14 protein-coding genes and 1 pseudogene are annotated in these 13,379 nt (G+C 71.9%); 7 read left to right on the top strand and 8 right to left on the bottom strand.

Translation table 11 applies throughout. The features are described from left to right. Positions 1 to 84: 84 nt before the first annotated feature. The 4 genes and pseudogenes from SNA_RS15245 to SNA_RS42305 all read right to left on the bottom strand — a co-directional run. A complete protein-coding gene (locus tag SNA_RS15245; protein ID WP_078969926.1) occupies positions 85 to 1,710 on the bottom strand; it encodes an FAD-binding oxidoreductase in 1,626 nt (541 codons plus the stop codon). 482 nt (positions 1,711 to 2,192) lie between these two features. Next, positions 2,193 to 2,801: a DNA-3-methyladenine glycosylase I gene (locus SNA_RS15240; RefSeq protein ID WP_030072594.1), complete on the bottom strand. Its 609-nt coding sequence runs from the start codon at positions 2,799 to 2,801 to the stop codon at positions 2,193 to 2,195. A 53-nt stretch (positions 2,802 to 2,854) separates the two neighbouring features. Beyond that, a complete protein-coding gene (locus tag SNA_RS39570) occupies positions 2,855 to 3,175 on the bottom strand; it encodes an Ada metal-binding domain-containing protein (RefSeq protein ID WP_078969925.1) in 321 nt (106 codons plus the stop codon). 183 nt (positions 3,176 to 3,358) lie between these two features. Continuing rightward, positions 3,359 to 3,554 (bottom strand): annotated as a pseudogene (locus SNA_RS42305) (SDR family NAD(P)-dependent oxidoreductase); the annotation flags it as partial. Between the two features lie 372 nt (positions 3,555 to 3,926). On the opposite strand from SNA_RS42305, the gene SNA_RS15230 reads away from it, so the two are divergent. Further along, positions 3,927 to 4,511 carry a hypothetical protein gene (locus SNA_RS15230; RefSeq protein WP_030072590.1) on the top strand — a complete coding sequence of 195 codons (585 nt, stop codon included), beginning with the start codon at positions 3,927 to 3,929 and terminating at the stop codon, positions 4,509 to 4,511. 46 nt (positions 4,512 to 4,557) lie between these two features. Here SNA_RS15230 and SNA_RS15225 read toward each other — a convergent pair whose 3' ends face one another. The 3 genes from SNA_RS15225 to SNA_RS15215 form a co-directional block, all read right to left on the bottom strand. Beyond that, positions 4,558 to 5,076, bottom strand: a complete 519-nt coding sequence (locus SNA_RS15225; protein WP_030072588.1) for an NUDIX hydrolase — start codon at positions 5,074 to 5,076, stop codon at positions 4,558 to 4,560. Between the two features lie 71 nt (positions 5,077 to 5,147). After that, positions 5,148 to 5,762, bottom strand: a complete 615-nt coding sequence (locus tag SNA_RS15220) for a hypothetical protein (protein WP_030072586.1) — start codon at positions 5,760 to 5,762, stop codon at positions 5,148 to 5,150. A 93-nt stretch (positions 5,763 to 5,855) separates the two neighbouring features. Continuing rightward, positions 5,856 to 6,659, bottom strand: coding sequence for a glutamate racemase (locus SNA_RS15215; RefSeq protein ID WP_030072584.1), 804 nt, complete (start codon positions 6,657 to 6,659; stop codon positions 5,856 to 5,858). A gap of 202 nt (positions 6,660 to 6,861) precedes the next feature. Here SNA_RS15215 and SNA_RS15210 point away from each other — a divergent pair, with 202 nt between their 5' ends. Next, positions 6,862 to 8,010 (top strand): glycosyltransferase, encoded by a 1,149-nt coding sequence (locus SNA_RS15210; protein WP_044365418.1) that lies wholly within the window; start codon positions 6,862 to 6,864, stop codon positions 8,008 to 8,010. A gap of 60 nt (positions 8,011 to 8,070) precedes the next feature. Here SNA_RS15210 and SNA_RS15205 read toward each other — a convergent pair whose 3' ends face one another. After that, the gene (locus tag SNA_RS15205) at positions 8,071 to 9,408 is read right to left on the bottom strand and encodes a TerD family protein (RefSeq protein WP_044365416.1); all 1,338 of its coding nucleotides are present in this window, start codon (positions 9,406 to 9,408) and stop codon (positions 8,071 to 8,073) included. Between the two features lie 276 nt (positions 9,409 to 9,684). Between SNA_RS15205 and SNA_RS15195 the strand changes: the two genes are divergently transcribed. The 5 genes from SNA_RS15195 to SNA_RS15175 all read left to right on the top strand — a co-directional run bounded on the left by SNA_RS15195 (position 9,685) and on the right by SNA_RS15175 (position 13,272). Continuing rightward, complete coding sequence (locus tag SNA_RS15195) at positions 9,685 to 10,170, top strand: DUF6643 family protein (protein ID WP_044365413.1); 486 nt, start codon at positions 9,685 to 9,687, stop codon at positions 10,168 to 10,170. A 129-nt stretch (positions 10,171 to 10,299) separates the two neighbouring features. Next, positions 10,300 to 11,124 carry an MOSC domain-containing protein gene (locus tag SNA_RS15190; RefSeq protein ID WP_030071059.1) on the top strand — a complete coding sequence of 275 codons (825 nt, stop codon included), beginning with the start codon at positions 10,300 to 10,302 and terminating at the stop codon, positions 11,122 to 11,124. 135 nt (positions 11,125 to 11,259) lie between these two features. Further along, the gene (locus tag SNA_RS15185; protein WP_241779662.1) at positions 11,260 to 12,075 is read left to right on the top strand and encodes an MEDS domain-containing protein; all 816 of its coding nucleotides are present in this window, start codon (positions 11,260 to 11,262) and stop codon (positions 12,073 to 12,075) included. Next, entirely contained in the window at positions 12,072 to 12,542 is a 471-nt protein-coding gene (locus tag SNA_RS15180; RefSeq protein WP_030071055.1) for an ATP-binding protein, read from the top strand. The genes SNA_RS15185 and SNA_RS15180 overlap by 4 nt, the downstream gene beginning before the upstream one ends. A gap of 127 nt (positions 12,543 to 12,669) precedes the next feature. After that, positions 12,670 to 13,272 carry an Rv1733c family protein gene (locus tag SNA_RS15175; protein ID WP_030071053.1) on the top strand — a complete coding sequence of 201 codons (603 nt, stop codon included), beginning with the start codon at positions 12,670 to 12,672 and terminating at the stop codon, positions 13,270 to 13,272. Positions 13,273 to 13,379: the final 107 nt, after the last annotated feature.

The following is a 13,379-nucleotide window of genomic DNA, read 5'->3' as shown; positions in this document are numbered from 1 at the left end:
GCCCGGGGCAGCCTGCTCCGGGCGGTACGGGGCACCTCGGCGCCTATCGCAGCGCCGAGGGAGACGACGACGGCGAGGCGCCGGCTACGGCAGGCGCACCGACTGGCCGTGGTGGAAGTGGTTGCCCGGGTCCCACTTCGCCTTGACCTGCTGCATCCGGGGGTAGTTGGCCCCGAAATACAGGGTGTACCACGGCACTCCGGAGGTGTTGTGCGCCGGGTCGTTGAGATCGATGTCGGCGTAATTGATGTAGCAGCCGTCGGTGGTCTCGTCCGGGACCGGAACGCCGCCCGTCTTCCGGTACACATCCTCGTAGAAGGAGCGCAGCCAGGAGATATTGGCGTCGTCGTCGGCCGGGTTGTTCCAGTACGTCTGATAGAGCAGCTTGAAACGTGAATCACGGTGCACGCTCGCGGTGTCGCCCGGCTTCACGCTGTTCACCGCGCAGCCGAAGGAGCTGAACTGCACCATGGCATGCGGGTTGACGAGATCGGTATGAGCGAGGTGCTCGTACATGGCCGCGATCTGTTCGTCGGTCACATTCCGCTTGTTGTAGGCGGACTTGTAATCCGCACGCAGTGTCGGGTCCACCAGGAAGTTGGTGGTGGTGCCGAAGAACCGGGTGGCCTGAAGCCACGGCAGCCGCTGCGGTTTGTGGTACTGCGGCATCGGCTTGTGTTCGCCCATGGTGTGAGTGACGGGGCCATGTTCGATATCGACGCCGTCGGTGATGGCGGCTATATACGCCTCCAGCAGTTTCTCCGCGCCCGGCGTGGTCGCGTCCATTTGGGAGACCAGGCCAATCTGGCCATTCGACTTGTGGTTGAGCAGCAGCGAACTCATCAGCCCGCTGTAGGCACTGCCGGGTTGGGCATTCTCGTCCGCCGTGTGCCAGGCGGAGTAGTTCCGGGCGAGCCGGATGAATGCCTCCTTCGTCATCTCCTCCCAGGACCAGGCGACGGCGCTGACCAGCACCTCGCTCGGCGGCTTGATGAGCGCCTGCTCCGGCTGGCGGCCCGTGGCGTGCGGGGAGCGGAACCAGTAGCGGGTGACCACGCCGAAGTTCCCGCCGCCGGTCCCGGTGTGGGCCCACCACAGATCGCGGTTGGGATCGGATTCCTCGCGGGTGGCGACCACGGTACGGGCGGTGCCGTGGGCGTCGACCACGACCACCTCGACCGCATAGAGATGGTCGACGATCAGGCCGTTCCGGCGGGCGAGCATGCCCCAACCGCCGCCGCTGACATGGCCGCCCACCCCGACCGAATAGCACATGCCGCCGGGGACGGTGACGCCCCACACCTTGTACAGCCGCTCATAGACGTCGAGCAGCGTCGCGCCGGCCTCGACCGCGAATGCGGAGAAGTGATCGTCCCAGGAGACCGATGTCATCTCCGACATATCGAGGACGATTTTGGTTTCGGCGTTGAAGACGAAGTTCTCATAGCAGTGCCCGCCACTGCGGACCGTCAGCTTTTTGTCGGCCCGGACCGCTTCTTGCACCACGGCCTGCACCTGCTGAGGGGAGTCGACCATCCGTACGGATTCCGGCCGGCCGACCCAGCGCTGGTTCATTCCGCGCACCAGATCGCCGTACCGCGGATCGACCGCGCCGATCGTGGTCGCGGAGAATTCCGCGGCAGGTGCGGGCTCGGGCCTCGGCTCCCTGGAGCCCCCACCCCGCGCCTGGTCCTCGTATGCGTTCGTCATTGCTCTCGTCGAGCCCTTCCTGAGTGAATTGCCCCGGACCTACTCGATTCCCGTACCACGGGAATCCCTGTGCCGTCCCACACCCACCGCAGCGGACAAGGGCGCCGCCACCAGGGCCGAAGGTGCGATCGTCGCGATCACATGCCGTATCCATGCCGTATCGCTGACAGAGAAAGCGCACGGAGCGCCAAGAAACAGATCTCCCCCCGGATCCCGGACTCCCCCACCACGCGCCGGGGTTCAATACCCGGCCCCAAATGGGGAGTCACCGAGATAATGAAGCGCGATCCACAGGATTTCAAGCCAATCGGGGAGATCCCTGCACAGTATTTGCCATTCCGGCAAGACGCCGCGACGGAACCGATGCACACCACTGCACGGTGAGCAGGGAGAACGTCGGAGTTCCGACCTCCGGGCCCGGCCCGGCCGCAACGACGCCCGCACGGCAACAGCTCAACGCGACTTCCTCCAGGGCAACATGACTAGGCGTCATGCTCTCCCGAGATCCCGCGCCGGTGGCATCCCACCAGATGTGTGTCGACCATGCCGATGGCCTCCATCAGGGCATAGCTCGTAGTGGGGCCGACGAACCGGAAGCCGTAGGAGCGCAGTTCGGCGGCCAGAGCCTTGGACTCAACGGTCTGCGTGGGCACTTCGGAGACCGTACGGGGCACGGGGGTGCGGCAGGGTTTGTGCGACCAGATCAGCCGGTCGAGTCCGCCGTGGCGGCGCAGCTCCAGCACGGCCCGGGCGTTGCCGCGCGCCGCTTCGATCTTCGCGCGGTTACGGACGATGCCGGCGTCTGCCATGAGGCGCGCGACATCGCCGTCCGTATACGCCGCAACGGCCTCCGGGTCGAAGGCGTCGAACGCCGTACGGAAGGCCGGCCGCTTGGCCAGAATCGTCAGCCAGCTCAGCCCGGACTGAAACGCCTCAAGGCTGATCCGCTCGAACAGCGCCTGTTCGCCGCGGACCGGGAGGCCCCATTCGGCATCGTGGTACTGCTGATTGAGCGGATGCGAAACGGCCCACACGCAGCGCCCGAGCCCGTCCTCCCCGACGACGGCCTCCCCCTCGGCGGACTCCCGCACGGCGGCCTTCCCCTCCGCCGGCCGGGCGTCCGACTCGCTGCCGGTTGTCGTGCTCACGCGCTCACTCTCTCTTCCAAGGCGGCCCGCCGGGGGCCACCCCTCACCACGCCGCCGTCCCCACGGGCCTTCCACCGCGCGTACTGCCGGGGCATACACACCGCACACGGCCGGTACCCCGCCGCCACAGCGGTCTCTTCATCGGCGAAGAAGACCCGGTGCCGTACGTAATGACCACGGGCGAGGGCCCGCAGCGCGGAGGGACAGTCCAGTCGCCCGTACAGTTTCCGCCGCCGGTATCCCCCCAAGGAGCCGGGCGTGGTACTCGCACAGGGCCTGCCGTCGCGCCCCGTCAGGGTGTATTTCGCGTCGGCCATGCGCCGAGTCTGCCCGCCCGACGGCCAGAGGTCCGGCGGTATTCGGACATCGCGTTGAGGGCCCCACACGCCCCGCACGAGGTGAAGCCCCCGCACGACACGGGCACCCCCACCTCACCCCTCATGCGCCGTCCACCCCCCGTCCATCACCAGCGACGCCCCCCTGATGAACGACGCCTGCGGTGTCAGGTCCAGGAGCTGGGGCGCGATGCTGCCGGGAGTGTCGTCGGGGAGGGCCGAGGCCGGGTCCGCCAGGCCAAGCTCGTCGCGGTCGACGGCCCGTACGGCGGCGCCCGCGGCCGCGAGGCGCAGGGCGCAGGGCGCAGGCGCGTCCGATGCCACTGGCTGCGCCGGTGACGAGGGCGGTGCGGCCGGTGAGGCCGGTGAGGCCGGTGAGGCCGGTGAGGCCGGTGAGGCCGGTGAGGCCGGTGAGGCCGGTGAGGCCGGTGAGGCCGAGGGATATCGGTCTTGAGGGGGTGCCGATCATCGTCATGGCGGCACCCTGGGCGGGGCGCTCCCCGACAGGTACCCGTCACCCGATCGGCCGCCCCGGATCGCCGCGCGCCCGGCCGGACTCCTACGGTCGATCGACGTGGCGTGTCGTGTCCGGCCCAGCGCCGCGGACAACGATGACCAGGCGCGTCGAGCCAAGGTTTCCGGTCCGCGTCCGGCCGACCGGTCCGGCCGGCCGGACGCGGAGAAGTCCGGCCGGGAAGCCCGATCGAGGGAGTCCGAACGAAGGAGTCCGACCATGCGAAGGCTCATCGCCGTGCCGACCGTGCTGCTCGCCCTCGCCGCCGCGGGATGCGGGAGCGGCGACGACAGCGGGGAGCGGCCGACCGGTGGGGCCGGCGGCAGCCGCGGTGAGGGCCCTGGCCCCGGGGCGAGCCCCCCGCCCTCCGGCCCGTCCGCCCCCGTGCCGGGGCAGCCGGTGAGCTGTGGCACGATCCACGACGCGCTGGGTGCGGCCCGTGACGTCGCCCTGTACGCGGACCCGGGTGCCGACGGCATGGTGGGCTGCGCCGAGGCCCAGGACGTGATGTCGGAGTTCTTTCTGCGGGCCCGCCGGCACCACGGCGAGGACCCGGGCTCGGTGTCCGTACGGGGCTGGGTGTGCCGGTACGAGAGCGGGCCGACCGGCACCTGGATCAGCACCTGCGGCAAGCACGAGCTGGAGATGCACACGGAGGATCCGTCGGACGAGGACAGCGGCCCCGACTCCTCCACCGGTCCGGACGGGCCGAGCGGGCCGGATGATCCGGGCGAGTCGCAGCTGCCGAGCATTCCCGACGAGCCGAGCGACCCGATGAACGAGCCCTCGAACGAGGAGCTCTAGGAGCGCGCACCGCCGACAGGAGCCGCCGGGCGCGCGCCGCGGAGCGCTACGCGCCCGCCACCCCGGGTGCCTCCGGCTCCGACTCCGGCTGCTCCCCCATCCCGTGGAACCACGTGGGCCCCGGCTCCATCGCCCGCTTGATACGGGTCAGTGCGTAGTCGTCCAGCTCCGGCAGGGCGTCCAGAGCGAACCAGCCCACCTCCAGCGACTCGTCGTCGTTGACCTTCGCCTCGCCGCCGATCGCGCGGCAGCGCAGCGTGACGTCCATGAACTGGCAGATATCACCGTTCGGGTACCGGACCGGCACTTCGCTCTCCACCAGGACGACACGCTCGGGCACGACCCGTACCGCCGTCTCCTCGTAGACCTCGCGTACCGCGGTCTCGGCCGGCTGTTCGCCGGGCTCGGGGATGCCGCCGATCACCGACCAGCCGCCGGTGTCCACCCGCTTGCCCAGGAGCACCCGGTCCGCGTCGTCGAAAACGACGGCGGTCACGCCGGGCAGCCACAGGAGCCGATTGCCGATGGAGGTACGGATGTCGCGGATGAAGTCCGGGGTTGGCATGTCTCGACACTACGGGACGGCGGCGGCCCCACGCCGCTGCGCACGCCCCCGGACGCCGGGAAACCGCCTGGTCAGGCCCCGGCCGGGGAACCTTTGCGCAGGCCCAGCCGGCGGCGGATGCAGCGCACGGCCGCCTCGGCGTCGTCGACCGTGACGGTGAAGGTGCGGCCGTCGCCGAGCTGGAGGACCAGGCCCTCGCCGCGGCGGACGACGACGGCGGTGCCCTGTTCGGGGCGCCAGCGGTAGCCCCAGCCGCCCCAGTGGCGGGGGGTGACGCGGGGTGCGAAATCGGCGCCGACCACCAGATCGAGCGGGATCCGGCGGCGCGGCACTCCTATATGGCCGCACCGCACTTCCAGATAGTCCTCATCGACCCGTACGGCGACATGGACGAAGGCCAGCGTGCCGAACAGCACCAGCAGACCGGCCGCGACACAGCCGACCACGGACATCACCAACGGCGTCAGCGAGGACGTCCAGGAGCTGTCGACGGCCAGCTCGATGCCCAGCGCCAGACAGCCGGCGCCCACGCCGGCCAGCAGCCACTGGGCGCGGTTGGTGGCGCTGCCGTGCCAGACCTCGGGAATCTCCGCATGGGCACCGCTCGGAGGGCGGGCGCCGCTGCCGGCGCCCTGCTCCGGGGCGTCGTGGGGGGCTGCTGCCCCCTCGTGGGGGTGGTCCCTCATGGGACGCAGGGTACGCGTCTTTGCACGCTACGGCAGTGCGCCGAGTGCGGTATTCCTGCGCCGGGCGGCGGTGGAGCTACGTCATGGCTGACGTCAGCCGCGTACGCCCACCACGGCCCCGTCGGCGCTCTGCGCGAGCAGGCGGCCCTCGGCGTAGGCCAGCGCCGTGGCGGGGAGAGCACCCGGGCGGCCGCTGAGGATCATCTGCACCCCGCCGGTCGGGGCGGCGGCGGGTGCAGGTTCGGCACCGATACGGCGCAACGCCTGGGCAGCGACGGCGTCGGCGGAGCCGTACAGGGCGAGCGCGGGGGCGCCGGGCTGCTGGAGGGCGGCGCGGATGCGTTCGGCGACCAGCTCGTAGTGGGTGCAGCCCAGGACGACCGTGCGGATGTCGCGGGGGGTGTGGCGGGCGGCCGCGGCGATGGCGGCGTCGATCGCGGCCTCGTCCGCCGTCTCGACGGCGTCGGCAAGGCCCGGGCAGGGCACGCCGGTGACGTCGGCGTCGCGGGCGAAGCGGTCGATGAGATCGCGCTGGTAGGGGCTGCCGGTGGTGGCGGGGGTGGCCCAGATGGCGATCGGGCCGCCGGCCGCGGCGGCGGGCTTGATGGCGGGGACCGTGCCGATGACGGGGATGGCGGGCTCCAGCTCGGCGCGCAGGGCCGGCAGGGCGTGCACCGTGGCGGTGTTGCAGGCGACGATCAGGGCCTCGGGGGCGTGGGCGGCGGCGGCGCGGGCGGCCTCGAGCGCATGCGCGGTGACGTCGTCGGGAGTCCGCGGGCCCCAGGGCAGGCCGTCGGGGTCGGTGGAGAGAACGAGGTCGGCGTCCGGCCGGAGTCGACGCACAGCGGCGGCCGCGGGGAGCAGCCCGGTCCCGGAGTCCATGAGCGCGATCTTCACCCGGACACTTTATCGGTTCGTCCGTCCTACTTGTCATACCAGCTCTGGAGATCCGCGCCACGGGACACGGGCACGGGACGGGACACGGGCACGGGACGGGACACGGGCACGGGACGGGGACGGGACGCGGGCACGGCATACGGCCCGTGCGCGGCTCCGGTACGGCGGCGGTCCGGTGCGGCACACTGCGGCCGTGGGAGCGATGGAGTGGATCGGCGCCGGGTCGCTGCTGGCCTGGACGTGGCTGTTGCTGCGCCAGGGTCTGTTCTGGCGGACGGACGTACGGCTGCCGGAACGGCGGGATCCGGAACGCTGGCCCCCGGTGGCGGTGGTGGTCCCGGCGCGGGACGAGGCCGCGGTGCTGCCGCAGAGCCTGCCGTCGCTGCTGGCGCAGAAGTATCCGGGGCGCGCCGAGGTGTTCCTGATCGACGACGGCAGTACGGACGGCACCGGCGCACTGGCCCGGGACCTGGCGGACGAACGGGGCGGACTGCCGCTGACCGTCTCCTCGCCCGGTGAGCCCGAGCCCGGCTGGACGGGCAAGCTGTGGGCCCTGCGGCACGGGATCACGCGGGCGCGGGAGCACATGGCCCCGGAGTATCTGCTGCTCACCGATGCCGATATCGCGCACGCGCCGGACAGTCTGCGGGAGTTGGTGGCGGCGGCCCGCTCCGCGGACCGGGACGTGGTGTCGCAGATGGCGCGGCTGCGGACGGTGACAGTCTGGGAGCGGCTGGTCGTGCCGGCCTTCGTGTACTTCTTCGGGCAGCTGTACCCGTTCCGCTGGGTCAACCGCCCCGGGGCGCGGACGGCTGCGGCGGCCGGCGGGTGTGTGCTGCTGCGGGACGGGGCCGCGGAACGGGCGGGCGTCCCGGAGGCGATCCGGCATGCGGTGATCGACGATGTGGCGCTGGCGCGGGCGGTGAAACGTTCCGGTGGCCGGATCTGGCTGGGGCTGGCGGACCGTGTCGACAGCGTACGGCCGTATCCCCGCCTGGCCGAGCTGTGGCGGATGGTCTCGCGCAGCGCGTACGCCCAGCTGCGGCACCGGCCGCTGCTGCTGCTCGGCACGGTGGCGGGCCTGGCACTGGTCTATCTGGCACCGCCCCTCACGCTGGCCGCCGGCCTGGCCCGGGGCAGCGTCCCGGCCGCGGCCCTGGGCGGCCTGGCCTGGGCGGTGATGTGCGGGACGTATCTGCCGATGCTGCGGTACTACGGGCAGCCGCTGTGGACGGCGCCCCTGCTGCCGTTCACCGCGCTGCTCTATCTCCTGATGACGGTGGACTCGGCGGTGCAGCACTACCGGGGGCGCGGGGCGGCGTGGAAGGGGCGGACTTACGGGGCGCCGTAGGCGCCGTGAGCGCCGTCACCTCCCGGCGCGGTGCCGTGCGCGCCGTCGCCTCCCGGCCGGTCACTTTCTGGCCGGCGACCAGTCCAGCCCCCATCCGTAGGCGTGATCGACGGTGCGCTGCGGGCTGATGCCCGGTTCGGGGACGAGATAGCGGGCCTCGCGCTGGACGACGAGTTCGCTGCCGGTGTTGATGATCAGGGCCAGTGCGCAGACGTTGGCGGGCACCCGGCACTCGTCCAGTGAGAAGTCGACCGGGGCGCCGTGCTGCGGCTGGAGGGTGACCGTGGCGTTCAGGCCCTCGAAGCTGCGGGCGCCGGCGTAGACGGTCACGAAGATCAGGATGCGCTTGAAGCGGGCCTGGTGGTCGAGGTTGATGGTCATGTTCTCGCCGGCCGCGACGGCGCCGGTGCGGTCGTCGCCGTCGAGCTGGATGTACGGCGGGGCGTGCAGGGCGCCGAAGCTGCCGCCGATGGGGTGCACGACACCGGCCGAGCCGTCGGTGAGCTGGTACAGCGCGCACAGGTCGAGGTCGATATCGCCGGACTGGGGCAGCAGCGCGCCGCGGGCGCCCATGGCCTCCAGGGCCTTGCGGCCGAGTTTCTTGGTCAGCCGTTTGCCGGCGCCGCCGCCGGACCAGTTGAGGTTCACCCGCATCACCCCCGAGGTGCCGCCCTGCTTCGTCAACGAAACGGCCGGAGCGTCCTTCGTGAGGGTGACTTTTGTCAGATGAACGGGAGCGGGCGCAGGGGGCGGCGCGGGCGCCCCCTGCGGCGGCGGAATTGACGCGGCGGGTTGACCGGACGGAAACGGGGGCGCCACCGGCGGGGCAGGGAGGGGGACAGGAGCCGCGGCAGGCCGGGGCGCCGGCTGCGGCGCCTCGTCCACGCTGATGCCGAAGTCCGTGGCCAGGCCCGCGAGCCCGGTGGCGTACCCCTGCCCCACCGCGCGGAACTTCCAGGCTCCCTGGCGGCGGTAGAACTCGCCGAGCACAAAGGCGGTCTCGGTGGTGGCGTCCTGGCTGTCGAAGCGGGCCAGCTCGGCGCCGCTCGCCGCGTCGAGCACCCGGATGTGCAGCCCGGGGACGCGGCCGAAGGGCCCGCCGTCGGCGGAGGCGGCGAGCACCACCGTGTCGACGGCGCCCTCGACGGCAGCGAGGTCGATGACGAGACCGTCCGTCATCCCGCCGCCGACCGGCCGTTTGCCCTCGTGGCGCACGGAGCCCGAGACGTGTGCGGGCTGGTTGTAGAAGACGAAGTCCGCGTCGGTGCGGACCTTCCCGGACGCCAGCAGCAGGGCGGAGGCGTCCACGTCCGGGGTGCCCGCCGGTGACTGCCAGCCCAGCTCCACCCGGACCGCCGGGGCCGGGACCGGAACATTGCCGCCCTTGAGCATCGGCATCGCCGCGCCTTCCTTTCGTCCGCTCGTCCACGCGCCCCGGATGTCCCGTACATGGCGACACCCGCCAACCTACTGGGCCCCGCCCTCCCCGAACGTGCCCTGCTCACGGGCCAGAAGCACCGGGAAAAGACGAGGTCTTTACAGGATCCCTACGGTCGATCGCGACCGATTTCCACAAGTTCGCTCACATTGCGGAACGAGGGCCGCTCGGAACACGTAAAACAACCCTCTTTCCAGGCTCCCCAATCGGCACATCGTGGGCTTAACTTATGAGGCATGACCTCCCCCCGCTCTACCTACGGCGGCGGCTACTACGCCTCGTCCTCCTTCCCGGACACCCCGATCTACGACAGCCTCGTCGCCGAACGCGGCACGCCGCAGATCGCACCGATCCAGGTGAACCCTTCCCCGTACGACACGGGTTCGTCCTACTTGCCGGCGCTCGCCTCGCGGCTGCCGGCACTTCCGGCCGCGCCCTCCTCCCCTTCCCCGGCGATGGGCTACCCGGGTGCCGCCGCGCAGCCGGTCGCCCCGCTCCAGCACGCGCCGGCTCCCTACATCCCCCAGCAGGCGGGCACCCGCGGCGGCTATCAGGCCCCGTATCCGCAGCAGCCCCAGCGCCCGTCGCCCGGTATGGGCGGCGGAACGGGCTACGAGGCGATGCGCCCGGCGGCCCCGGTCGCGCCCCGTCCGGCGGCGCCGCGGCCGGCCGCTCCGTACGACGACCCGTACGGCGGCCGGCAGTATCCGCGCGGGTACTGAGCGGGTACCGGGCGGGGCCGGGCGGACGGCAGGCGACGGCGGGCGGTGAAACGCCCGCCGAACATCTCCTGAACGGCCGCCGACCTGGCCCTTCGTCCGGATGTCAGAGGTGACTGGCAGGATGGATCCATGGCGAAATCGGCGCTTCGAGCGATCCATCTCTACCCGGTCAAATCCATTGCGGGGTCCGGTCCCGGCGAGGCGGTCGTGGAGCCCTGGGGGCTCGCCGGGGACCGACGCTGGATGGTGGTGGACGCAGGGCGCAAGCTGCTGACCCAACGGCCACTGCCGAAAATGGCGTTGGCCCGTGCCGAGATACTCGCGAGCGGCGCGCTCCGGCTGACCGCGCCCGGGATGACGCCCCTGACGGTCGAGGTGCCCGCGCCCGGGGAGACGGTTGCGGTCGAGCATTTCCAGGACAAGATCGATGCGGTGCCGGCCGGTCCGGCGGCGGCCGCATGGTTCCGCGAATTTCTGGGCGTAGAGGCCGAATTGGTGCATCTCGACGCCCCGGAGATACGCCGCCCCATCGACCCGAAGTACTCCGAGCCCGGGGACACCGTGACCTTCGCCGACGGCTACCCCCTGCTGCTGACGACCACCTCTTCGCTGGACGCCCTCAACTCCCTCATAGCGCAGGGCGACCACGCCGACGAGGGCCCGCTGCCCATGAACCGTTTCCGGCCCAATGTGGTGGTGGACGGCACCGCGCCCTGGGCGGAGGACGACTGGCGGCGGGTGCGCATCGGCGAGGTGGTCTTCCAGGTCGCCAAACCCAGCGCACGCTGCGTGGTCACCACCACCGACCAGCACACCGCCGAGCGCGGAAAGGAGCCGCTGCGCACGCTCGCCCGGCATCGCCGCTTCGGTGACCGGCTGGTCTTCGGCCAGAATCTGATTCCCCGTGGGGCCGGAACGATTCGCATCGGCGACCCGTTCGAGATACTCGAATGAGGGCCCGGCGCGGGCGCGCGACGGGCGGGGAGGCCACGGGGGGAGACCGAGAGCTGCGTGTCGATGCCTGCGAGGGACACCGGAGGGGGGCATCTCCTCCCTGTCCAGCATCTGCGGCCCGGGGACCACTCCTTTGTGAGCTACGGCGACGACGAGGTCCGCTGGGATGTCGTCACGGCCTTCGTACGGCTCGGACTCGCCCGCGGCGAGAAGGTGATCGTCCTGCCCTGCCCTGCCGTGTCCGAGGAGGAAGTGCTGGCCCGGCTCGACTTCCCCAGCCGCAGCCCCGCACCGGCGCGTGAGCGCGGCCAGTTGGTGCTCAGCAGCATGCGGTCGGTGATCCGGCCGGATGCGGAGTTCACCGCCGCCCGGCAGCTGGCCGGGCTGCACGCGGAGACGGACCGGGCACGGGCCGAGGGCTACTCGGGCCTGCGGACCTTCATCGACATGGGCTGGGTGGCCGCACTCGGCACGGACCCCGCGGCGGTCATACAGCGCGAGACCGGGGCGCAGTCACTGTTCGCCGGGCGGCCGTACACCGAGATCTGCGCCTACGACCGCCGCCGGTTCGACCGCGCCCTGCTCGCCGCCATGGAAAAGGCACATCCGCATGCTCTCCTGGAGCAGCTGGGCAGCCTGCGCGCGGTGCGCGGCGCCGACGACGCGGTGTGCTTCATCGGCGAGGCGGACACGGCCAATCAGGCCGCGTTCACCAGGTCGCTGGAGCTCGCACTGGCCCGTACGGCACGGGCCCGTCGGCTGGCCGTCGATCTGACCGGTCTGCACTTCCTGTCGGTCGGCTGCGCCACCCGCCTGCTCGCCCTGGTCCATGGCGCGGCGGGACACGAGCGGTTCGAGGTGCACTGCGGCCAGGGACACGGCCGGCTGCTGCGGCGGCTCGGCGCGGGCGAGGTGCCGGGGCTGACGGTGAGAGAGGTGATACGTCCGTGAGGAGACCGGATGCGGCCGGCCCCGCGCGGGCACCGGCCGAGGAGCGCGGCGTCCGGCGGCTGCTCCAGCGCCGCTTCACCGCCCGGTTGCTGCCGCAGCTGCGGCTCCTGGTCGAGGAGTGCGCGGCCCGCGAGGGACTGCGCGAGCCGCGCCGCGGCGAATTCGTCCTGGCCGTGGACGAAATAGCCGGGAACGCCGTGGAGCACGCGGGCGGTTGGGGACGGCTGGTGCTGCTGCGGGTGGGTGATGAGCTGGAGTGCCGGATCAGCGACGCCGGGCCCGGGTTCAGCGAGGCGGTGATACCCGAGCTGCTGCCGGGCCTCGACGGGGCGTCGAACGGTCGCGGGCTGTGGCTGGCGCGGCTGGTGGCCGACCGTTTCGCGGTGACGGACGCGCCCGCCGCAGCGGGAGCGGAGGACGGGGAGCGGACGGGCGCCCTGGTGACGGTGGCCGTACGGCTTCGCTGACCGGACGTACGGGGACGCTCACGGCATCTGGCGTGAGGAAGCTCTCTCTTCGCCGAACTCTGGCATGGACAGGGGGCAATGAGGTATTCACGGACACGAAGAGGGGGGAAGGGGAGGGGGAGCGGCGATGCGAGCGATCACAGGCGTCTGGCGATGGCGGCACAATCCGCTGCGACGCCCCACCGATCGGCTTGAGGCATGGGTGGCGCTGGCCGCCGCGCTCCTGATCGCCGTCGGCGCCACGACCGTGGGCCGCCTCACCGGGCAGACCGCCGACGAAGCGCTCCAGCAGGCCGCACGCGCACAGCACCAGGAGCGGCATCTGGTGTGGGCCACGGTCGACCGGCTGGCCTCCCGGGCCCCGCTCGACCCCGACCCGGAGACCTCGTCGCAGCGCGATGCCCACCGCCGGGCCATCGCCCGGTGGACGGCCTGGGATCACAGCGAACACCTCGGGCAGATCTCCACACCGCGGCCCGTGGACCCCGGCGACCACCTGCGGATCTGGACCGATGGCCACGGCCGGGTGGTGCCGCGGCCGATGGACACGAGCACCGCGCGGACGCATGCGGTGCTGGCCGGGCTGGGCAGCGCGGCGGCCGTCGGCGGACTGGTCGAGGGCGGGCGCCGGCTGCTCGTCTGGCGGCTGATGGTGCGTCGTTTCCGCCGCTGGGACCGGGCGTGGGAACGCGCGGGCCAGGACTGGGGACGGGCCGACGCGGGTGGCTGATTCCCACCCTTGCCGGGGGTCTTCCGTGAGGTGGCTGACCATGTCAACTGCCGCTCGCCAGGCGCGCTACGGTGGTGCAGCCAGCCTCTCGGCTGGGGCCTCGCAGA

The sequence above is a fragment of the Streptomyces natalensis ATCC 27448 genome, from assembly GCF_000935125.1.
Taxonomy (GTDB): Bacteria; Actinomycetota; Actinomycetes; order Streptomycetales; family Streptomycetaceae; genus Streptomyces; species Streptomyces natalensis.
Note: the sequence above shows the minus strand (reverse complement) of the source record. Positions and strands in the feature narration are given on the sequence as shown.